This is a genomic window from Kordia sp. (assembly GCF_965283645.1).
Lineage (GTDB): Bacteria > Bacteroidota > Bacteroidia > Flavobacteriales > Flavobacteriaceae > Kordia.
The window spans coordinates 3,229,020-3,250,424 of the sequence record NZ_CBDIPG010000001.1 but is presented as its reverse complement, the minus strand read 5'-3'; the positions used below and the strand labels follow the sequence as shown (position 1 = coordinate 3,250,424).

The window sequence follows — 21,405 nt, the reverse complement described above, 5'->3', positions numbered from 1 at the left end:
CCTATTATTTCTATATGTAAATTTAGTTAAAAATTAAAGCTAAAAGAATATCATATAAAATCAAATTAAAAAGTACGTTTTTTAATTTACTAAATCAAGTTCCATTTTTTGGAAACTACTTTTCTTCGCTATACTTTACCAACATACGAAGTTCGTTATACGAAAAATTAGCACCTGCAATTTCTTTCAGTTCGTTTAAGCCTTCAAACGTATTCTTTTTGATGATTTCTAACCCTTTTTTCACCTTTTCTTCTGGTAGTATTTCGGTAATTTCCAACACACCTTCGCTAACATAATGTCCTAAATGCCCTAGAATTGTGGAAGCTGCCAACGCTCTTTTTGTTGCAATTTCTTCAATAGACAAACCTTCTTTAAAAAAATCTAATGAAATCTCTTTTGTATTTTTCTTTTCAACCTCAATCACCACTTCTTCCTGCTTTGGTAAAAGATTATTTTGGGTAACATAATCATCAATAATTTCTAAAATTTCTTCACCATATTTTTCTACACGTACTTTTCCCATACCATGTACTTTTCGAAGCTGTTTTGCTGTCGTTGGTAATAGTTCGCACATTTCAAACAATGACTTTTGAGTAAATATTTGAAACGGCGGAACGTTATCAGAATTAGAAACACTCAATCTAAACAATCGTAAGTTTTCAAATAATTCTTCATGCGTTGTAGAAGTCGCTATTTGTCTTTTTACAACCTTAATTTCTGAAACTTCTAAGATTGAATTTGCACGTATTTTTAAATAGCTTTCCGTTGAAAAATGATCCGACAAGGCTTCTAAAATCTTCGTTTTAATTGCCAATTTGTCTTCTAGGTCTTTTAGTTGTTTTTCAAAATCTTTCAATATAGCTTGGTTATCGGTTGCAAACGTTAACGTGTTTAAAATGGTTGCTATGTTTTTGTTTGTATGTTCTTTAAAATAAGTAATTGCTTTTTTAAAACGCTCTTGAATTGCGGTATCTTGTTCTGGGTTTTCAACAGTTTCCGCTAACGATTCTAATTGTTTTTTGAACGAATTATTAATCTTCAATAAAGGTATAATTCCAGTATCTTTTATAGTTTCAAGCGGTTGCAAAATAGTTCCAGTAAGCGTATTTTTATGTTTATGAAATATATCTATCAATCGATTTATTGGATACATAAACGGATGATAATCAAATATTTCACTCATTAAATTTAGCTGAAAAGATTTTTTTGAAGCTTTCAAATCAGCTTCGTTAGGTTCGTTTTCTTCTAAATGCTTTGTAAACGTATTAATGGTGGCGTCACTAATGATACTCGCCGCTTTTATCGGTGTTTTTAATACAATACCTTCCAACGTTTTACACCTACTCAACGCTACATACGTTTGTCCGTGCGCAAAGGAAGCTTCGGCATCAATAATAGCTTTATCAAACGTTAAACCTTGACTTTTATGAATGGTTATTGCCCATGCCAATCGTAACGGAATTTGCGTATATGTTCCTTCAACAGTATTAGAAATTTCTTTGGTTTCCTTATTGAGTGTATATTTTATATTTTCCCAAGTTTCGTGCGTTGTTTCAATGATATCATCTTCTGAACATTTTACTGTTACCGTATCTTCGTCTAAATGAATTACTGTGCCAATTTTACCATTGTAATACCGCTTTTCCAGTGAACTATCATTTTTAATAAACATAACTTGTGCTCCTTCTTTAAGCACTAAATTTTCTCTGTTTGGATATGTTTTTTCATTGAAATCGCCTGAAACATTAGCAACATATGCTCTTTTTTTAGTGTCTAAATTGTCTAGCTCTTTTTGATTGATAGCGTCCGCACGATTGTTATGCGTCGTAAGTGTGATGTAACCATCTTCTTTTTTCGGATTGAAATCTGGTTGATATTGTTTATTTAAAATTTCAGCAGAAGCTGTAGAGAGTTTATTGTTGCGAATTTCATTTAGAATAGCAATGAACGCTTGGTTTTGCTGACGGTAAATATATTTTAACTCAATAGGTAAAATAGCGGCTTTTTGATACGCAATACTACTAAAAAAGTACGCTGTTTGGTAATAGTTTTTTAACAACTGCCATTCGTTTGGACGCACCACTGGCGAGAGTTGTTGTAAATCACCAATGAGTAATAATTGTACGCCACCAAAAGGCATTGCGTTATTTTTGTACCTACGCAATACTTCATCTATGCCATCTAAAACATCGGCACGCACCATACTAATTTCATCAATAATTACAAGGTCTAATGATTTTATAATATTGATTTTAGTTTTACTAAACTTACGTTGAATTGTCGTATTTTTTCCAGTACTACTCGGAATAAAAGGTTCAAAAGGTAATTGAAAAAACGAGTGAATTGTAACTCCTTTTGCATTAATTGCGGCAACACCTGTAGGTGCTACAACGACTAATCTTTTTAAAGATTCTGATTTTATTTTGTGCAAAAAAGTAGTTTTACCAGTACCTGCTTTCCCAGTTAAAAATAAATTTCTATTCGTTTTTTCTATAAAATTAAATGCTAAGTCTAGCTCTTTGTTAATTGCCATCGGATATTTCTTGCCTTAAAGGTAAAATAAATAGATAATTTAAATTTATTTTCAACTATTTTTTTGTTTTAAGAAGCGGCATATTGTTTCTCCTATCAATCATCTATCAAAAATACAAAAGCTTTTAAGGTATTAAATGGTTATACAATTGTGTTGGCAATACTACACGATTTTAAAAACCATGATTTTGACAATTAACCTATGTTATTTTCAAAAAAATACTATCTTTCAAATCGAATTCAGAAAATAACCTTTTTTGCAACAAAAACCTTTTCATATTATTGGAATTGGAGTCGCTTTTTCTCCAAATCTAAAAGCTAATATTAACGAATCTGCACGACTTTCTTTGCTTTTTCAAGCAAAATTAGTCCTCATTCATGTTGGTGAAAATTCTACAGAAAAAACAAAAGAAATTGAAGAAATTTTAAAACCGTTTAGTGCGCAAAATCTTGCATATGAACTTGTGTTTAAAACAGGTGATCCTGTAGATGTGATTTTATCTACCAGTAAAGAAAAAAGTGTTGACCTGCTTATTTTAGGTGCGTTACAGCGTGAAAACTTTTTAAAATATTATGTGGGTTCCATTGCTAGAAAAATTACGCGTAAAGCAAATTGTTCTATTTTATTAATGATAAAACCAGCTATAGAACGCATTCCGTGTGAACATATCGTAGTGAATGGTTTGCAAGATCAAAAAACGAAAAAAGCCATTTCATCTGCGTTTTATGTTGGTCATCAATTAGGTGCTGAAAAAATTACCATTGTAGAAGAAATTAGACAACAAGAAGTTGCTGTAAATGTAGATGACGACAAATCGTTGCGAAAAGCAACTTTAAGAAAAGAACGTATTAGAAATCGGGAAGAAAGCAGAATTAAAAAGATTGTGACTGAAATTCCGAAAGAATATATTGAAGATATTACCATAAATTCACAACCTATTTTTGGAAAACGAGGTTATTCTATTGGTCATTATGCACAAATTGTGCGTGCTGACTTGTTAGTGATGAATGCCACAACAAAGATGACATTTTGGGATCGTTTGTTTCCACATGACATCGAACATATTTTAACCGAGCTACCAACCGACGTACTAATTATTCAATGAGTCCCAAAAAGAATACTTTTAAAGATTTCCTAAAAACATTGCCTAAAAATATATTTTCTGGTTTTGTGGTAAGTCTTATTGCATTGCCGCTAGGTTTAGGACTTGCTATGACAAGTGGCGCGCCACCAATTGCAGGAATTATTGCCGCAGTTGTCGGCGGAATTGTTGTATCGCTTTTAGGTGGAAGTTACGTTACTATTACAGGTCCAGGAAACGGCTTGGTTGGTGTTTTATTAATTGCCATTAGCACACTCGGAATTAGTGATGCCTATGGCGCTATTATTTGTTCGGGAATTTTATTACTCATCTTAGGGTTTTTACGATTAGGAAAGTTGGCAGACTTTTTTCCATCATCAGCCATTCAGGGAATGTTGGCGGCAATTGGTTTAATTATCTTGGCAAAGTCTACACACATTATGTTGGCAAATCAAGGTTATCAAGGTGTTTCTATGAGTATTGGTTCGTTTTCATTATTTGAAAAAGGAAGTGTTTTAGCCTTGCTTTTTGGAATTCCGAAAACAATTATTGGGCTGTTTTCTTATGAAAATTCTGGTCAAACATATGCGGCTTTAGCAGGAATTTTTAGTTTGATTATTATGGTATTCTATCCAAAAATCAGAAATAAATATTTACAATTGATTCCTGCACCAATGTGGATTGTTATCATTTCAATTGCCTTTAGTTATTACTATGAAATGGTGTTACAATTGCCAAATCCGATTGCGAAAAGTGCTATGATTCCTGCAATTCCAAGTTTTAATGAAGTTATTACTGATTTGCCTGAAATAAGTTTTGGTAAAATTGGTCAATTCGGATTTTGGTCAAGTGTATTGGCATTGACATTAATTGCAAGTATTGAATCGTTACTAAGCATCAAAGCTGTTGACAAATTAGATCCTGAAAAAAGACGATCAAACGTAAATAAAGATTTAAAAGCACTTGGTTTAGCTACTATTGGAAGTGGATTTTTAGGCGGATTAAACGTCGTTACGGTAATTGCCAGAAGTTCTGTAAACGTAAACAATGGTGGAAGCAACCGGTCGGCAAACTTTTTTCATGCGTTCTTTTTAATTCTATTCATTCTATTATTCAGCACACAACTCACCCGAATTCCATTGCCAGCATTGATGGCAATTTTAGTGTATACAGGTTACAAATTAGCATCTCCAAACATTGTAAATAAGATATTTTCTATCGGAAAAGAACAATTAATCATCTTTTTTGTCACGTTACTAACAACATTAAGCGTTGGACTAATTGAAGGAATTGCAATTGGTGTGCTTACTACTTTTCTCATTCATATTTTTATCAATAAAAGCTTTTCATTATTCTTTAGAAATCTATTAAAACCTAATGTGTTAATGTTTAAAGAACAAGACACGAGCAATGATTATTTCTTAAGTGTAAAGCATTTTTGTAGCTTTTTAAACTATTACAAATTAAAAGATAAGTTAGACGCTATTCCTGAAGATAAAGATGTTATTGTTGATTTTTCTATGTGTGAATTTGTAGATCATACCGTAATGGAAAACCTCAACAATTACCAAGAATTGTTTGCAAAACGTGGTGGACATTTTGAAGTTATTGGTCTTGACATGCACGGAACCGATTCGAAACATCCGTTTGCTTTGCGACGTATTTTACCAATTCCTAATTTGCTATCAAAAAACCTAACCAAACGACAAAAAACGATTGAAGAATTGGCGGTAGATTATTGTTTAAGTTACGAATCAAACAAGAACAAAGAAATTCACTTCTTAGAAAATTTCCTTTTCTTTCGAACCAAACAAATCAATCATACCTACAATCAGCTTTCAGATGAACACAATTCTATTCGTTTGTTCGATTTAGAATTTTCAGAAGGAGAATTTATTGCCAAAGAAGTTGTTCGTACCACAATGATGTATGTGAGTTTACAGGAAGAAATTCCAGAATTTACACTTGATAGAGAAGGGTTTTTAGAAAAAGTATATGCCTTTGCAGGATTTGAAGACATTCCAATTGATAACCATACCGATTTCTCAAATCGTTTCTACTTATTAGGTGAAGATGTACAAGCCATTCAATCATTTTTTAACGATGATTTGGTACATTTCTTTGAAAGCAATCTGTATTATCATGTAGAATCGAACGGGAAAGCCTTGTTGATTTTTGGGAAAGAACGCTTGGCAAACATCAAGGAAATTAAAGTAATTTATGATTTTGGAAAACGTTTAAAAAATGTACTTCAAAAATAAAATCTTCACTTTTTAATTATCTACTTGTTGGGAAATACCAACGTTAATTTAATTATATATCATAATGATGGGAAATACCAACATCACTACATTCTCTATTTAACTAATTTTTCATATCTTTGAGTTAGAAAATACCAACATAAACTATCATTTTATACAATAAAGATGGGAAATACTAACATAAACTGGTTTTCTTTAAGCGATAAAGCTATCATTTCTATGATAGGCAGCTATGTAAAGCAGCAGCGTTTACTGCAAAATAAAACACAAGCAAAAGTTGCTGAGTTGGCAGGAATCAATCGATGGACTATGAGTCAAATTGAAAACGGAGAACCTATATCTTTAAACTCATTGATACAAATTTTAAGAGCGCTCAATTTACTTGATATACTTGACATATTTAAAGCTGAAAAAGTAATCAGCCCTTTAGAACTTGCAAAATTAGAAAAACAGAAAAGGCAAAGAGCTAGCAAAGACCAAAATGATAACACACAAATTGAAAGCGAATGGTAACCACAACAACAGCATTTGTTAAAATTTGGGGTACAATTGTTGGCGCAGTCGCTTGGGATGAAAATCAACAACTTGCCAGTTTTGAATATGATCCAAAATTCAAATCGCAAAACATAGATTTAGCTCCAATAAAAATGCCCATTCAATCACGTCAAAGTATCTTTTCATTTCCAGAATTACGAGCTTCAAAAAATAGTCAATACGATACTTTTAAAGGACTTCCGGGTTTGCTTGCAGATGTACTTCCAGATAAATATGGAAATCAATTAATCAACATTTGGTTAGCACAAAATGGACGCCCACAAGATAGTATGAATCCTATAGAACAATTATGCTTTATTGGTACTAGAGGTATGGGAGCTTTGGAATTTGAACCCACGCAAATAAAATCTGCTAAAAAAACATTTCAAGTAGAAATTGATAGCTTAGTTACTATAGCGCAACGAATGCTCCACAAAAGAGAAGAGTTTGAAACAAATTTAAATGAAGATGAAGAGCAGGCAATGATGGAAATCTTAAAAATTGGTACTTCTGCTGGTGGTGCTAGACCTAAAGCTATTATTGCCTATAATAAAAAAACTGGGCAAGTTCGTTCTGGACAAACAAATGCTCCAAAAGGATTTGAACATTGGCTTATAAAACTCGATGGTGTTAGTGATGCTCAATTTGGGGAAAGTAAAGGCTATGGCCGAATTGAAATGGCATATTATCATATGGCAAAAGATTGTGGCATACAAATGATGGAATCCGAATTGATGGAAGAAAATGGAAGAGCGCATTTTATGACGAAAAGATTTGACAGAGATCAAGGAGCAACGAAATATCATATGCAAACATTTTGCGCTATGCAACATTATGATTTCAATGAAGTTAGAAGTTTTAGTTACGAACAACTATTTCAAACCATGAGATTGCTGCGCTTGCCATATCCTGAAGCCGAGCAAATGTATCGCAGAATGGTGTTTAATATAATTGCAAGAAACTGTGACGATCATACAAAAAACTTTGCGTTTCGACTCAAAGAAGGCGATCGGTGGGAATTAGCTCCTGGGTACGATATTTGTCATGCTTACAGACCTGATAGTATTTGGGTAAGTCAACACGCTCTAAGTATTAACGGGAAAAGAATAGGTATTCAAAAACAAGATTTACTACATTTTGCAAAACAAATTAACATAAAAAAACCAGAGACTATCATCAACGAAATAAATGAAAAAGTACAAAACTGGAATGATTATGCAGATGCAGTATATGTAAATCATAAACTTAGAGATTCCATAAAAAAAACACTTCTGAATTTAAAATAGTCGCAAAAATCAGAAATATAGTATTGGTTTTCTTAATAAAAACTTAACAAACACACATTTTTGTTGTGGTTTTGTTAATTTGCGAAACCAAAACCTAACTTTCGTATGAAACTTTATCCCATAGCGGCTGGAAATTTCAAATTAGATGGTGGCGCTATGTTTGGCGTAGTTCCAAAATCATTATGGCAACGCACCAATCCTGCAGACGCAAACAACATGATTGATATTGCCGCACGTTGTTTACTCATTGAAGATGGAAACCGATTAATTTTGGTTGATACAGGAATGGGAAACAAGCAAACAGACAAGTTTTACGGCTATTACCATCTTTGGGGCAATGATTCTATTGAAAAATCATTAAAAGCACATGGTTTTCACAAAGATGATATTACAGATGTATTTATGACACACTTACATTTTGATCACTGTGGTGGAAGTATTCAATGGAATAAAGATAAAACTGGATACGAACCAGCTTTTAAAAACGCAAAATTTTGGAGCAATGAAAATCATTGGCAATGGGCAACCGTTCCTAACCGACGTGAAAAAGCTTCCTTTTTAAAAGAAAATATCATTCCAATGCAAGAAAGCGGTCATCTCAACTTTATTGCACAACCGCAAGATGACATTTTAACTAAATCAGCGTTAGGTTTTGATGTGTTTTTTGCAAATGGACATACTGAAAAACAAATGATTCCAATGATTCATTACAAAGGAAAAACAATTTGTTTTATGGCAGATTTATTACCAACGGTTGGTCATTTACCAATTCCTTTTGTTATGGGTTATGACACGCGCCCTTTACTAAGCTTGGATGAAAAAGAAACGTTTTTAAACATGGCCGCAGATAATAACTATTACCTATTTTTAGAACACGATGCACATCACGAAATTATTACCGTAAAACACACAGAAAAAGGTGTAAGACTCAATGAAGTATTTACCTGTAAAGACATTTTTTAAACATATTAAATACAAATTCACGAATAAAAATTTTCCTCATGAAACTATTAAAATCCTCATTTTATATTGCTTCTGCACTTGTTATAGCTAGTTGTGGAAGTACAGCTCCTATTTTATCAACGCCTATAGCGAATATTGATACAACACCTTTAAAAGAAACGCCGCTTTCTGAAAAAGAATTACACACTTGGGGACACAAAGATTTAATTACAGATACAATTCCTGGAATGAGTGTTGACAAAGCATATGCAGAAATCATCAAAGGGAAAAAAGGAAAAAAAGTAATTGTTGCTGTATTAGATTCTGGAATCGATATTGATCATGAAGACTTGGACGATGTAATCTGGACCAACAAAAAAGAAATTCCAAATAATGGAAAAGACGATGATAAAAACGGATATGTTGATGATATCCACGGTTGGAACTTCTTAGGTGATTCGTACAATGAAAACATGGAAAAAACACGTATCGCAAAAAAAGGACCAAGTCATCCTGATTATGAAGCGGCACAAGCAGAAATTGATGCTGAGTACAAAAAGTATAGCGGTATTAAAACACGTTTAGATCAAACGGCGGCAAGAATTAAAAGCTCAGATGATGCATTAAAAGCATATTTCAAAAAAGATAATTACACATTTGAGGAAGTAAAAGCGATCAAAACAACTAATGAGGAATTGCAACAACATATTGGACTTGCAAAACAAATATTGGCAAGTGGTAGGTACAAAAATTTAGGTGAGGTTTTAGAGGCAATTAATGGTGACATGGAAAGTGTAACCGATTTTCTAAACTATTACTTAAACAAAAATTTCAATGGAAGAACTCCTGTTGGTGACGATCCGTACGATATTACAGATACCAACTACGGTAACGGAAATGTAAAACACATTAAAAAAAGTGAATTACACGGAACACATGTTGCTGGAATTATTGCGGCCGAACGTAACAATGGCAAGGGTGTAAATGGTGTAGCAAACAACGTTGAAATCATGGCTGTACGTACAGTTCCAAATGGAGACGAATATGATAAAGATGTTGCTTTGGCAATTCGTTATGCAGTTAACAATGGTGCGCGAGTTATCAACACAAGTTTTGGTAAATATTTCTCTCAAAACTCTGAATGGGTTCGTGATGCAATCGCTTACGCTGGAAAAAACAATGTATTAATTGTTAATGCAGCTGGAAATGAAAACCTAGACTTAGATACAAAACCAGTTTATCCAAACGATCAAACTAAAACAGGAACAGAAGTATCTGATACATTTTTAACTGTAGGCGCGCTTTCAAACAAATATGGTTCTCAAATGGTTGCAAGATATTCTAACTACGGACAAACAAACGTAGATGTATTTGCACCAGGATCTCAAATTTACTCTACATTCCCTGAAAACGAATATGAAGCTATTAGCGGAACCTCTATGGCGGCACCAGGAGTTGCAGGAGTTGCAGCATTAATATTGTCACAATATCCAAAATTAACGGCGGCTCAAGTAAAACAAATCATCATGCAATCTGGTCTTCCAATCAACAGAGATGTTGTTGTTGATCAATCTAAAGATGCAATGCCGTTCTCAAAATCATCACGTTCAGGTAAAATTGTAAATGCATATAATGCACTTATCTTAGCAGATAAAGTAAATAGAGGACAAGTAAAATTGTAAAATAAAACCAAATTCCATGAAAATTTTTAGTAAAATAAGTATGCTCGTTCTTTTGGTATTTGTGGCTTGCGCGTCGCAAAAATCTACTACCAAAAGTAACAATAACACAAATTCATCTTCAGGCTATTGGCAACAACATGTTGATTACACCATGGATATTGACATGAATGTGAACAATTACCAATATCAAGGAACTCAGAAGTTGGTATATACAAACAATTCGCCAGACGTATTAGACAAAGTATATTACCACTTATACTTCAATGCGTTTCAACCTGGAAGTGAAATGGACGTACGTTCTAGAACAATAGCAGATCCAAGCCCGAAAATTGGAAGCAGAATTAGTAAACTATCCGATTCAGAAATTGGATACATAAAAGTACTATCGCTTACGCAAAATGGACAAAAAATAACGCATACGACAGAAGATACTATTTTAGAAGTAACGCTCGCAAAACCTATTCAACCAGGCGCATCTACTACATTTGATATGACATTTAAAGGACAAGTTCCTGTGCAAATTCGTCGTTCAGGTCGTAACAACAAAGAAGGTATTGCTTTATCAATGACACAATGGTATCCAAAAATGGCAGAATACGACTTTGAAGGTTGGCATACACCATCATACATTGGACGTGAATTTCATGGTGTTTGGGGAGATTTTGATGTGAAAATTACCATTGATAAAAACTATATTTTAGGTGGAACTGGATATTTACAAAATCCTAATAAAATAGGATACGGATACGAAACCGGAACTGTAAAGCGTCCTGAAGGAAATACACTTACTTGGCATTTTAAAGCGCCAAATGTTCACGATTTTACTTGGGCCGCTGACCCAGATTATATACATGATACTTACAAAGGAGCTAATGGTGTTACATTGCACTTTTTATACAAAAATGATCCTAGCATCAAAGAAAACTGGAAAAAACTACAACCAAGAACAGCAGAAATGCTTGACTATTTTAATACACATATTGGACAATATCCATACAAACAATACTCTGTAATTCAAGGTGGAGACGGCGGAATGGAATACGCAATGTGTACATTAATTACTGGAAAGCGAAAATTTGGAAGCTTAGTTGGCGTTACAGCACATGAGTTAGCACATACGTGGTTTCAGTTCTTATTAGCAACAAACGAATCAAAGCACGAATGGATGGATGAAGGATTCACTTCTTATATTTCTGGTAGATACATGAATGAAAAGATGGGCAAAAACGTAGAAAACCCATATAAAGGTTCATACAGCGCATATTTTAGACTTGTAAAATCTGGAAGAGAACAGCCATTGACAACACATGCTGATCGTTACGAGTACAACAGAGCGTACGGAACCTCAGCATACAGCAAAGGACAAATCTTTTTAGCACAATTAGAATATGTAATTGGAAAAGATAACGTAGAAAAGACACTTAGAAAGTATTTTGACGATTTTAGTTTCAAACATCCAACACCAAATGATATCAAAAGAAGTGCTGAAAAAGTTTCAGGAATTCACTTAGATTGGTATTTAACTGATTGGGCGCAAACAACCAATACTATTGATTATGGTGTAAAAGAAATTAACGGAGATACTGTTGTTTTAGAACGTATTGGATTAATGCCAATGCCTATAGATATTACTGTAAATTACACAGATGGAACTAGTGAAAACTTTTACATTCCGTTACGTATGATGCGTGGTGAAAAGCCAACAAAAGCTACTATAAAAGACGATTGGGCTTGGGCGTATCCGTATTATTCTTTAAAAACAAATAAAGGTATTAAAAGCGTAGAAATAGATCCATCACAATTGATGGCTGATATTGACAGAGATAACAATGTTGCTCGAAAATAATTGGGCACTCTTATATACTTTAAAAGCGAGTTCATAATTAATTATGAACTCGCTTTTTCTTTTCTGATCTTTCCCAATAAAGTATATATGAAAAGAAATTTAATAGCAATTTCCACAGGTTTCAAGTGGATCACAACTTAAGCCAGGCCAAGAAACTAATGGAGAAGTTGGCTTCGTTGTCCAACCTCCTTTTAAGTTTTCATTTTCAAGTTTAGAAATAGATTCTTTGTTTAAGTTTAAGGTTTTTAGATTCTTTTTTTTCATGATATAATATAATTTTTTTTGGTTCTCTGAAAACTATAAAAATTATATCCCAGCGACTTACGGCATTGCCGTAAAATTTTAAAAGTGCTATAGTGTAAAAAAGAAAATCGCCTAAAATTTACTTTTAGACGATCTCAGAAGTTTATTTATAAATGATTAATTCTTTCGTTGTAGTGCGTTTTCGAGCAATACAATTTTACTTTCCAAATCGTGAAGTCTGTCGTACACATCAACAGGTTCGGGCATTTGTTTGGATGCAAACATCGTTACATACCATATTTCCATAATTTCTTCTGCATTAATAGTATATGTTGGATAGTTTCCATCTTTATTATCAGATTTCAAAATCAGTTTTCCGCGTTCTTCTATTCTATTAATAACACGTTTCAACACAATTCCGTCATTACGGCTCACTATTACATACACGCGTCCGTCTTTTACGTCGCTTAAATCCTCCACATACTTTCCAAACACCAAATCGCCATCAAAAAACGTACGTACCATTGAATTTCCTTGTACTTCAAAACAACGAAATGTTCCGTTGGTTAAATGTGGCATGCTAAAAGAAGGCAACGTTTCTATATATCCTGCATCTCCATAACCGTCTAAATAACCAGCTCTTGCTTTAATGGGAACATACACTACGTTTTCTTCTCCATCTTGATTGACGGCTACTACTTGTGGAATTCCAGCATATGTTTGAAATTCTTTTTTATCAGATTTAAACATTTGTGAGCTTTTTCCAAATAAATAATCTGGATTGATCTCAAATTCGTTGATAATACTCGTTAATAAATCGTACCCTGGTTTTGTTCTTTTTCGTGTTCCGTCGGACTGTGGCCTACCATTGGTAATGCTATCTATAGTGGTGCTAGTCACTCCTATTCGTTTGGAAAATGAATTATTATTAAGGTGAAAATTATCTATAATCTCTTTTATTTTTTCATGTATACCTTCCATATCTCGCTCACTAAAAGTTAAACATTTTACAAAAAATTCTGTTTTTTGTTTTATTTATTCTGTAATTTGTTTTATATTTGCATTGTAATTTGTTGCTAAGATATGAATTTTTATTGAAAATCAAACATTTGTGGATATAAATGTCGGTTTTATTCTTCATAAATACAATATAGGTGACAAAATATAGACTGACGGTTACGTATTGAAAATCACTTTTTGAATACGATTTTGGAAACATAAAACATATAAAATACACGATACATTTAACAGTTATGAAATGTGCCATAATAACTAGTTACAACCTAATAATTAGACTTGTTGGCAAATTCCATCTGACAGAATTAATTAAATAAAAAAATACAGATGAAACGAAGTAAAGAGCTTTTAGGCAAACGAAAACAATTTGTGCAGAACTATGTAAAAGATAATTCTGCCAAACAAATGAAAGTAATAATTAACGAGTTAGTAGAACAGTTATTCATCTCAGAAAAAACCATATACAATATTTTAAAACAGTAATTAGCTAGTCACTCATACGCATTTAAAATATGTATATCTGAAAGCTCCTTTGTAAAGGTAAAGGAGCTTTCTTACTTGTGTAAGTATATTCTTTAATTTATTCGTAAGTTGAAGTATTCAAAACAGAACAAATTATTAGTAAAAACCTATAATACTATTTATCATGAAACAAACAATTGAAACACTAAAATCTTATTTTGAAACAGGAGATAAACCTACAGAAAGTCAATTTTCAGACTTAATTGACAGCTTAGCAATGCCTATGGTTGGCGAAATAAAAACTGTTGGTTTTGCCACTGTACCTGATGGTTGGGCAAAATGTGATGGACAACTATTAAATATTTCCGATTATGGAATTTTATTTAGTTTACTTGGAACCACATATGGCGGAGATGGAATCACAACTTTTGCTTTGCCTGACTTAAGAGACAAAGTAATGGTTCATAAAAGTGAAACTAAAGACCTGGGACAAAATGGAGGTACAGAACAAAATACATTGTCTGAAAGTCAATTGCCATCACACAGTCACGATGTTGGAAGCTTGGCGGCTTCACATACATTGAGTGGAACAGTTAGGGCTAAAGAAGATGAAGGATTCTCTGATGAAGCATCAGGTAATGATTTTGTGTCGGGAATACCAAAGAGTTACACTGATACTCCAACTGATATGGGATTAATGGCGACTGGAAATGTAGTTATTTCTGGAAACATTTCACTCTCTGGAAGTACAGCTACTGCAGGAAGCGCAATACCTGTAAATAATATGCAACCATATTTAGTTATAAATACCATTATTGCGTTAGAGGGAATTAATCCTTTAGCAAGTTAAAACTCATTAAATAGCGAATATTCAAAAAATCTCTTTAGCAGATAAAGTTGCTTTTTAGTCAATTCTGATAATTTGTAGTCTTATTCCTTAATATATTTGTATATTGAAAGTATTACACTTCTTTTGTTGAAGAAATTTATTAATACTAATATTATATACCATGAAACAATCACTACAAACTTTGAAATCTTATTTCCAAGGAATGGAAGTTGAATATATGAATTTACTAGATAGCTTGGCAATGCCAATGATTGGCGAAATAAAAACTGTAAGCTTTGCTGCTGTTCCAAGTGGCTGGGCTAAATGTGATGGACAATTACTTCAAATTTCTAGTAACTCTATTTTATATGGTTTAATTGGTACAACCTATGGTGGCGATGGAATTACAACTTTTGCCTTACCTGATTTAAGAGATAGAGTCACGTTGCATAATGGTCAAACTACAAATCTTGGTCAAATAGGTGGGGAAGCACAAAATACACTTTCAGAAAGTCAATTACCTTCACATAGCCATGCTGTTGGAAATTTAGCTACCTCTAACACATTAACAGGAACCGTTATGGCAAATGAAGATGATGGAGAGTCTAATGAACCAGCGGGAAAGAATTTTGGTTTAATAGATAGTAGTAGTTCTGTTAATATCGATACTTTGTCTTATAATTCAGTATCAAATGATAGATTAATGGCAGCAGACAATGTACAAATCAATGGAAATGTAACATTATCTGGAAATACGGCTACTACTGGAAGTGCAACTCCTGTAAATAACATGCAACCGTATTTAGTTGTCAATACTATTATTGCATTGGAAGGTATTGATCCTTTAGCAAGTTAATTTAATAACCAATATCAGATTATTACTTAAAAATCCCTTTCATGACGAAAGGGATTTTTTATGCCAATTATTCACATAAGTTAACATTTTCCAACAAAAAACAGAAAAACATATAATTATGTTGTAATATGTTTGTTTTATAGTGTAATATGTTTTATATTTGTACTCGCTTTTCTAATGAACGGTACAACTTTTTTGTACGATTCATATCAAAAATACTGTTGAGAAGAACCATAACACACATGCAAAAGCCTTATTCTGGTTAAGAAAATATAAAAATCACTGTTGCATATAATTAGTTACTTTTTCTTCTCAAATTCAATTCCAACATTTTCATGAATATATAAATCATGCGCTGTTACAAACAGTTGCACGATATAGTACCTATGAACATTATTCAGGCAATAGTTATTGTCGTTAAATCTAAAAAAGTTAAAGCTATGAGCTTAATTCAACAAGCATTATCACAATATGGTGTTAAAGAAGTTAGTGGAAAATCTAACAATCCTCAAATCGTTAGATACTTTGAAATAGTAGGATACGACGGTAATAAATTGCATGATGAAACCGCTTGGTGTAGTGCATTTGTGAATTGGGTTACCAAAACACAAAATTACCCTTTTAGCGGAAAATTAAATGCACGAAGTTGGCTAAATATTGGAGAATCAACAGCAATACCTGCGCTTGGAGACCTTGTCATTTTATGGCGCGAATCTCCTAGTAGCTGGAAAGGACACGTTGGCTTTTTTATAAAACAAACGAAACGCTATGTATATGTTTTGGGCGGAAACCAAAACAATAGTGTTTGTATAAAAGCCTATCCAAAAAATAGAATATTAGATTATAAAAAACTATATAAAAATGGAGAAAATTAAATTATATGTGTTTTGGTTGTTGGCTTTAGTTTCGCCAATAGCCACCATAATGTTCACTATAATTTTCCTAATTGTTGTTGATTTTATTACAGGAGCATACGCTGCTTTTAAAAGCAATATTCCAATTAGCAGTGAACGTATTGGAAATACGATCTCTAAATTTTTCATCTATAACCTGGTGATATTATCCGCCTTTTTATTAGAAAAATATATTGTAAAAGAAATTCCTTTTCAAAGAATTATTACTGGGTTTATAGCCATTGCTGAAGTGAAATCTATTTTGGAAAACTTCAACAAAATATATGGCATCAATCCATTTAAAGCATTAATCAATTTAATTAAGAAAAAGTCTCTAAAAGAATTAGAAGAAACAATAGACATTCTTGTAAATGATAAAGAGCAAAATCATAAAATTCAAAAAAAATGAAACAATCATTAGAAACATTAAAATCTTATTTCGAAACAGGAGATAAGCCTACACAAGCTGAATATGCAGATGTATTTGACAGTCTTGTTCATAAAGATGATATACAAATTGAAAATACGGTATTTGTAGATGTAGAAAGTGGAGACGATACTACAGCAGAAATAGATAATATGGGCAAGCCATATAAAACTATTGATGCGGCAATTGCTACTTTTGAAACAAAAAAACCACGCCAAGGAGATTTAACAAGTTTAGAACATCCTTTTTTAAATGTTGAAGTACTCACAGATGATACGTATGAAATAAATTCAGTATTACCACAACGAAATATTCAGTTCAAATCTGAAAAAGCCTGTACCATTGACTTTTCAAATAATACCAATGAGTATTTCCACGATAGAGTTGAAGATGTTTACAATAAATATGTGTTTTCGTTACCAAAAGGAAGATTACTAAATAACTCTGAAAACAAATTTTTAGGAGGTACTTTATATTTTGAAGGAGAATTTGATACCATTGAAACCTATGGAGCTGCATATAGTGTTTTTGGTAAAGGATTTATTTCTGTAAGACAAGCTAATGTTTCCTACAATTTACTTAAAGGAAGTGGAATTGCCTTTAGTACATTAAGTACAAGTAGTGTAAACAGTTTTAAAGGGAATGTTGAAAGTGTTGGAGCTGATTTCATGGTTAATAATGAAGGAAGCGGAACCAACTATTTTGATTTTGATCTTGCAGAAGGAACACATAAAGTAATGCTACTAAAAGCAGGACTTTCGTACTCAGTATATGTTAACTTTGGTATGCATAAACCTAATGTTGCTGGCGAAATTATAAAAGCTGCTTCTACAGGAGGAAAAGTATATGTTAACTTTAAAAATAATGCTGAAGTATACGGTAACTTTAATGCTGCCGAAACTTATTTTACAGGAAATAAAGTAAAATTGAATACTGCTGTAGCAAGATTACAAAACAAGTTATTCTTTGAAAATATTCTTGTAGAATCTACAGGATCAATATGTACGTACATTGGTGGTGGCGCACAAGTTTTTATAAAAAACTCTTACATTGAAGTTCCTGCTGGTTTAGTTGCTCTTGAAACAAATACGAACTTCACTACAGATTCACTTGTTTTTAAAGGACACAATACAATTTATCAAACAACAACGCCTGGTTCAGACATAGTAACGAAGTACGCTACTGCAAATCCTACAAATTTTAGCTCTAAAGTAGAACTTCAAAATTCATTAGTTACCAATGGTGTTTTAAATACTACAATTGTTGGAAATACAAATTCAACAGCAACCGTAACTATTGGAAGTACCAATACCTACTAAACATAATTATTAATAGTACTAACCTAAGAGCCTTTGATAATCAAAGGCTCTTTTTATCTCAAAAAATCATGGATGCAAAACATATATCTACAGACCGTATATTGCTTGTTGTCATTATTGGTTTCTTATGGTATAACATGTTGTTAAAGTCGTGCGAAAGTGATGTTAATATCAGTCCACAACCAACAATTACAATTGTAAAAGATACCATTTGGCAAACGAAAATTGATACGTTACATGTTGAAACAACAAAGTTTGAATATGTGTACATTCCCGTTAAGGGAACAAAAGAAGAACAGAAAAATTTTAAAAAAGAAATTACCACTGCAGAAACAGCATTATTTAAGCAAGGAAAGCTGTATAAAGATACCTTACGTACCGACGACATTGATATTTTTACACACAATTTAGTGGACGGAACTTTAATTGACAGCAAATTTTCATATAAACTGAAAGTTCCTAGAGAAATTACCATCACAAAAACCATTGAACATCCAAAAACGTATAAAAGTGGATTGTATGTTTTTGGTGAAATTGGTGGAAATAAAACTCAATTTGATAATCTAAGTCTTGGGCTGCAATATCAAAATAAAGGAAAATGGTTTGCTTCTTACAGAGTAAATCTCAATCAAATACAATCAACCACGCACAATATTGGTGTTGGTGTTCGGTTATGGTAAACTACTCTATTTATCAAGTAAAAAAGCATCTCTGTTGAGATGTTTTTTTACTATAAACGTGTAATGATTACAATAATAATTCCTATCAACACAAGCATTAATAAAAGCTCAATAGTATATGGTTTATTGTGCTTTTTAGACGTTAGCCTATTTGTTTCTTCTGCTTCTACTTCTTTCAATTTTTCATTAATGATTTCTACCAAAACAATATCATTTTTATGAAAAAAATACTCTGAAAACTTAGAATCTGGAATTTCACGCTTCACAAACTTAATGTGTTGCTGTTTCAATGCCGAATCAAAGAAATTTTCAGCTTCTTCATTGGTGAATAATTTAAAATATCGTTCTAAATCTGTTTCCTTCATTTGCAGTCCGTGTACAATAAAGATAGTAAATACAATCTTATTTTCTATTTTTACCGAGATTCAATATATTTTCATGAATTATAGCTTTCCAAAAGAAGAAAAATTAAAAAGCAAAAAATGCATTGATCAACTTTTTAGTGAAGGAAAATCAGTTTCAAAATTTCCGCTAAAACTTATTTACACAGCAACTGAATTGCCAAAAAATGTACCTATTCAAGCTGGAGTTTCTGTCACAAAAAGAAGATTTAAAAAAGCAGTCACGCGAAATCGAATTAAAAGATTATTGCGAGAAGCCTACCGATTGCACAAAAATGACGTTTTTAACACAATATCAACATCTTATGCTTTTATGTTTTTGTATATTGGAAGACGAGAACCTACTTTTGAGGAAATTGAAACCTCAATGGTTCGTTTGTTGGAGAAATTTTTAGAAAAAACATCTATAACAAACACACCCGAAAAATAATGTTATTCCTGCTATCTTTCTAGCTATTAATGATATAAAAAGATGAAAAAAATATTTAAAAGAAGAATTGTAATTCCAGTTTTAGCTATCGTATTTCTACTTGGAACTGTAAGTTTTAAAAGTGACTTTTTCGAAATCGCGAAGCAAATTGAAATATTTACAACCATGTTTAAGCAATTAAATATGAACTATGTAGATGAAACCAATCCTGCTGAGTTAATGGACGATGCAATAAAGGAAATGCTCAACGATTTAGATCCGTATACAAAGTTTTACAACGAACAAGATGTAGAAGCGGCCAAAATTAGAAACGCTGGAGAATATTCTGGAATTGGTGCTTCTGTTCGAAGAAACAATAAAAAAATAACCATCATTGAGCCGTATAAAGATTATCCTGCTGACAAAGCCGGACTAAAAGCTGGTGATGAAATTATTCAAATTGATGATATCGTCATTGCAAACTTTAAAGAAGACACCGGAGAATTGCTCAAAGGTGCTGCAAATAGTACCATAAACATTGTCTACAAACGTCAAGGGAAAGAATACAAAACTAAGCTTACACGTAGCAAAATAGAAGTAGATGCAGTTCCGTTTTTTGATATGATTGACGACAAAACTGGATACATTGTATTGGCAAAATTCAACAAAAAAGCAAGTGCACAAACCAAAGATGCGTTGGAAAAACTAAAAGAAGATGGCGCAGAACGTATTGTATTAGATTTACGTAGTAATCCTGGTGGATTGCTTCGCGAATCAATTGCTATTGTAAATCTATTTGTACCAAAAGGAGAAGTGATTGTAACAACAAAATCGAAGGTTAAAAAATATAACAGAACCTACAAAACCAGAAAAAAACCTGTAGATACTGAAATTCCGTTGGTTGTGTTGGTAAATGGTAGAAGCGCTTCTGCCAGCGAAATTGTTTCTGGAGCTTTGCAAGATTTAGACAGAGCCGTTGTAATTGGCGCACGTAGTTTTGGAAAAGGTTTGGTACAACAACCTAAAAAATTAACGTACGGAACGCAATTAAAAGTAACTATTTCAAGATATTATACACCTTCTGGACGTTGCATTCAAGCATTAGATTACTGGAATAGAGACGAAGATGGAAATGCTGTTAGAACAAACGCAAACGATTATACAGCGTTTAAAACGAAAAAAGGAAGAACGGTTTATGATGGTGGTGGAATTAATCCAGATATTGAAATTGCTTCTCAAAAAACTAGTGATTTTACAAGATCATTACTAGGGAATTTAGTCATCTTTGATTATGCAACAGAATTCTACAACAAAAATTCATTTGCAGACATAAATGCGTTCAGTTTTGATGACTCTGAGTACAATACTTTCAAGCAAAATATCGCTTCCGCTGGATTGGATTTTTATGAAACTGAAACCGAAAAAGCATTAAAAAAAGCAATGAACACGAAAGAAGCTAAAAACTTTGGACAAGATGTTTCTAAAGAATATGACGAATTGTTAGCGTCTATAAAACAAAGCAAATTAGATGCGCTTGATACCTACAAGGATGAAATTATGAAAGAGCTTGAAAGTGAAATTTTAAAGCGCTATTTCTACCGAGAAGGTTTATTTTCGTATCAATTAACAAATGATAAAGCTATTAAAAAAGCGACAGAAATTTTAGCAAATAAAAACAACTACGATAAAATTTTAAACTAAAAA

At 32.6% G+C, this 21,405-nt stretch carries 20 protein-coding genes; 16 read left to right on the top strand and 4 right to left on the bottom strand.

Translation table 11 applies throughout. The features are described 5' to 3' along the window. Nucleotides 1-115 precede the first annotated feature (115 nt). Nucleotides 116-2,533: a helix-turn-helix domain-containing protein gene (locus ACQ654_RS14320; RefSeq protein WP_430411025.1), complete on the bottom strand. Its 2,418-nt coding sequence runs from the start codon at nt 2,531-2,533 to the stop codon at nt 116-118. Between the two features lie 256 nt (nt 2,534-2,789). Here ACQ654_RS14320 and ACQ654_RS14315 point away from each other — a divergent pair, with 256 nt between their 5' ends. From ACQ654_RS14315 to ACQ654_RS14285, 7 genes are all read left to right on the top strand, one after another. Beyond that, entirely contained in the window at nt 2,790-3,638 is an 849-nt protein-coding gene (locus ACQ654_RS14315) for a universal stress protein (protein WP_430411024.1), read from the top strand. Then, nucleotides 3,635-5,875, top strand: a complete 2,241-nt coding sequence (locus ACQ654_RS14310; protein ID WP_430411023.1) for a SulP family inorganic anion transporter — start codon at nt 3,635-3,637, stop codon at nt 5,873-5,875. Before ACQ654_RS14315 ends, ACQ654_RS14310 begins: the two co-directional genes overlap by 4 nt. Nucleotides 5,876-6,040: 165 nt before the next feature. Continuing rightward, nucleotides 6,041-6,388 (top strand): helix-turn-helix transcriptional regulator, encoded by a 348-nt coding sequence (locus tag ACQ654_RS14305; RefSeq protein WP_430411022.1) that lies wholly within the window; start codon nt 6,041-6,043, stop codon nt 6,386-6,388. After that, entirely contained in the window at nt 6,382-7,695 is a 1,314-nt protein-coding gene (locus ACQ654_RS14300; RefSeq protein ID WP_430411021.1) for a type II toxin-antitoxin system HipA family toxin, read from the top strand. Before ACQ654_RS14305 ends, ACQ654_RS14300 begins: the two co-directional genes overlap by 7 nt. A 105-nt stretch (nt 7,696-7,800) precedes the next feature. Next, nucleotides 7,801-8,658, top strand: a complete 858-nt coding sequence (locus ACQ654_RS14295; protein ID WP_430411020.1) for an MBL fold metallo-hydrolase — start codon at nt 7,801-7,803, stop codon at nt 8,656-8,658. Between the two features lie 38 nt (nt 8,659-8,696). After that, the gene (locus ACQ654_RS14290) at nt 8,697-10,319 is read left to right on the top strand and encodes a S8 family peptidase (RefSeq protein WP_430411019.1); all 1,623 of its coding nucleotides are present in this window, start codon (nt 8,697-8,699) and stop codon (nt 10,317-10,319) included. 16 nt (nt 10,320-10,335) lie between these two features. Continuing rightward, nucleotides 10,336-12,165: a M1 family metallopeptidase gene (locus ACQ654_RS14285; protein WP_430411018.1), complete on the top strand. Its 1,830-nt coding sequence runs from the start codon at nt 10,336-10,338 to the stop codon at nt 12,163-12,165. Nucleotides 12,166-12,264: 99 nt separating this feature from the next. On the opposite strand, the gene ACQ654_RS14280 is transcribed toward ACQ654_RS14285, so the two are convergent. Together ACQ654_RS14280 and ACQ654_RS14275 are read right to left on the bottom strand one after the other, a co-directional pair. Continuing rightward, nucleotides 12,265-12,429: a class I lanthipeptide gene (locus ACQ654_RS14280; protein ID WP_430411017.1), complete on the bottom strand. Its 165-nt coding sequence runs from the start codon at nt 12,427-12,429 to the stop codon at nt 12,265-12,267. A gap of 156 nt (nt 12,430-12,585) precedes the next feature. Beyond that, on the bottom strand, nt 12,586-13,308 hold the full coding sequence (locus ACQ654_RS14275) for a S24 family peptidase (RefSeq protein ID WP_430411016.1): 723 nt from the start codon (nt 13,306-13,308) through the stop codon (nt 12,586-12,588). A 444-nt stretch (nt 13,309-13,752) separates the two neighbouring features. Between ACQ654_RS14275 and ACQ654_RS14270 the strand changes: the two genes are divergently transcribed. The 7 genes from ACQ654_RS14270 to ACQ654_RS14240 all read left to right on the top strand — a co-directional run bounded on the left by ACQ654_RS14270 (nt 13,753) and on the right by ACQ654_RS14240 (nt 18,891). Beyond that, complete coding sequence (locus ACQ654_RS14270; protein ID WP_298417843.1) at nt 13,753-13,908, top strand: hypothetical protein; 156 nt, start codon at nt 13,753-13,755, stop codon at nt 13,906-13,908. Nucleotides 13,909-14,071: 163 nt separating this feature from the next. After that, nucleotides 14,072-14,737 (top strand): phage tail protein, encoded by a 666-nt coding sequence (locus tag ACQ654_RS14265; protein WP_430411015.1) that lies wholly within the window; start codon nt 14,072-14,074, stop codon nt 14,735-14,737. A gap of 160 nt (nt 14,738-14,897) precedes the next feature. Beyond that, nucleotides 14,898-15,572 carry a phage tail protein gene (locus ACQ654_RS14260; RefSeq protein ID WP_430411014.1) on the top strand — a complete coding sequence of 225 codons (675 nt, stop codon included), beginning with the start codon at nt 14,898-14,900 and terminating at the stop codon, nt 15,570-15,572. Between the two features lie 440 nt (nt 15,573-16,012). Next, nucleotides 16,013-16,447, top strand: a complete 435-nt coding sequence (locus tag ACQ654_RS14255; RefSeq protein WP_430411013.1) for a TIGR02594 family protein — start codon at nt 16,013-16,015, stop codon at nt 16,445-16,447. Continuing rightward, a complete protein-coding gene (locus ACQ654_RS14250) occupies nt 16,434-16,874 on the top strand; it encodes a phage holin family protein (protein ID WP_430411012.1) in 441 nt (146 codons plus the stop codon). The genes ACQ654_RS14255 and ACQ654_RS14250 overlap by 14 nt, the downstream gene beginning before the upstream one ends. Continuing rightward, nucleotides 16,871-18,211, top strand: a complete 1,341-nt coding sequence (locus tag ACQ654_RS14245; protein WP_430411011.1) for a hypothetical protein — start codon at nt 16,871-16,873, stop codon at nt 18,209-18,211. The genes ACQ654_RS14250 and ACQ654_RS14245 overlap by 4 nt, the downstream gene beginning before the upstream one ends. 68 nt (nt 18,212-18,279) lie before the next feature. Then, nucleotides 18,280-18,891: a hypothetical protein gene (locus tag ACQ654_RS14240; RefSeq protein WP_430411010.1), complete on the top strand. Its 612-nt coding sequence runs from the start codon at nt 18,280-18,282 to the stop codon at nt 18,889-18,891. Between the two features lie 50 nt (nt 18,892-18,941). Here ACQ654_RS14240 and ACQ654_RS14235 read toward each other — a convergent pair whose 3' ends face one another. Then, nucleotides 18,942-19,256: a hypothetical protein gene (locus ACQ654_RS14235; RefSeq protein ID WP_430411009.1), complete on the bottom strand. Its 315-nt coding sequence runs from the start codon at nt 19,254-19,256 to the stop codon at nt 18,942-18,944. Nucleotides 19,257-19,329: 73 nt separating this feature from the next. Here ACQ654_RS14235 and rnpA point away from each other — a divergent pair, with 73 nt between their 5' ends. Both rnpA and ACQ654_RS14225 read left to right on the top strand, forming a co-directional pair. After that, complete coding sequence (gene rnpA, locus ACQ654_RS14230) at nt 19,330-19,722, top strand: ribonuclease P protein component (RefSeq protein ID WP_430411008.1); 393 nt, start codon at nt 19,330-19,332, stop codon at nt 19,720-19,722. 42 nt (nt 19,723-19,764) lie between these two features. Next, nucleotides 19,765-21,402, top strand: coding sequence for a S41 family peptidase (locus ACQ654_RS14225; protein WP_430411007.1), 1,638 nt, complete (start codon nt 19,765-19,767; stop codon nt 21,400-21,402). The last annotated feature ends 3 nt before the right edge of the window (nt 21,403-21,405 follow it).

What these genes read in the sequence shown, in the direction of transcription:
- ACQ654_RS14235 (WP_430411009.1), bottom strand. Translation starts at nt 19,256, where the DNA reads ATGAAGGAAACAGATTTAGAACGATATTTTAAATTATTCACCAATGAA.
- ACQ654_RS14300 (WP_430411021.1), top strand. Translation starts at nt 6,382, where the DNA reads ATGGTAACCACAACAACAGCATTTGTTAAAATTTGGGGTACAATTGTT.
- rnpA (WP_430411008.1), top strand. Translation starts at nt 19,330, where the DNA reads ATGAATTATAGCTTTCCAAAAGAAGAAAAATTAAAAAGCAAAAAATGC.
- ACQ654_RS14260 (WP_430411014.1), top strand. Translation starts at nt 14,898, where the DNA reads ATGAAACAATCACTACAAACTTTGAAATCTTATTTCCAAGGAATGGAA.
- ACQ654_RS14250 (WP_430411012.1), top strand. Translation starts at nt 16,434, where the DNA reads ATGGAGAAAATTAAATTATATGTGTTTTGGTTGTTGGCTTTAGTTTCG.
- ACQ654_RS14245 (WP_430411011.1), top strand. Translation starts at nt 16,871, where the DNA reads ATGAAACAATCATTAGAAACATTAAAATCTTATTTCGAAACAGGAGAT.
- ACQ654_RS14320 (WP_430411025.1), bottom strand. Translation starts at nt 2,533, where the DNA reads ATGGCAATTAACAAAGAGCTAGACTTAGCATTTAATTTTATAGAAAAA.
- ACQ654_RS14265 (WP_430411015.1), top strand. Translation starts at nt 14,072, where the DNA reads ATGAAACAAACAATTGAAACACTAAAATCTTATTTTGAAACAGGAGAT.
- ACQ654_RS14280 (WP_430411017.1), bottom strand. Translation starts at nt 12,429, where the DNA reads ATGAAAAAAAAGAATCTAAAAACCTTAAACTTAAACAAAGAATCTATT.
- ACQ654_RS14240 (WP_430411010.1), top strand. Translation starts at nt 18,280, where the DNA reads ATGGATGCAAAACATATATCTACAGACCGTATATTGCTTGTTGTCATT.
- ACQ654_RS14295 (WP_430411020.1), top strand. Translation starts at nt 7,801, where the DNA reads ATGAAACTTTATCCCATAGCGGCTGGAAATTTCAAATTAGATGGTGGC.
- ACQ654_RS14290 (WP_430411019.1), top strand. Translation starts at nt 8,697, where the DNA reads ATGAAACTATTAAAATCCTCATTTTATATTGCTTCTGCACTTGTTATA.
- ACQ654_RS14270 (WP_298417843.1), top strand. Translation starts at nt 13,753, where the DNA reads ATGAAACGAAGTAAAGAGCTTTTAGGCAAACGAAAACAATTTGTGCAG.
- ACQ654_RS14225 (WP_430411007.1), top strand. Translation starts at nt 19,765, where the DNA reads ATGAAAAAAATATTTAAAAGAAGAATTGTAATTCCAGTTTTAGCTATC.
- ACQ654_RS14310 (WP_430411023.1), top strand. Translation starts at nt 3,635, where the DNA reads ATGAGTCCCAAAAAGAATACTTTTAAAGATTTCCTAAAAACATTGCCT.
- ACQ654_RS14285 (WP_430411018.1), top strand. Translation starts at nt 10,336, where the DNA reads ATGAAAATTTTTAGTAAAATAAGTATGCTCGTTCTTTTGGTATTTGTG.
- ACQ654_RS14255 (WP_430411013.1), top strand. Translation starts at nt 16,013, where the DNA reads ATGAGCTTAATTCAACAAGCATTATCACAATATGGTGTTAAAGAAGTT.
- ACQ654_RS14305 (WP_430411022.1), top strand. Translation starts at nt 6,041, where the DNA reads ATGGGAAATACTAACATAAACTGGTTTTCTTTAAGCGATAAAGCTATC.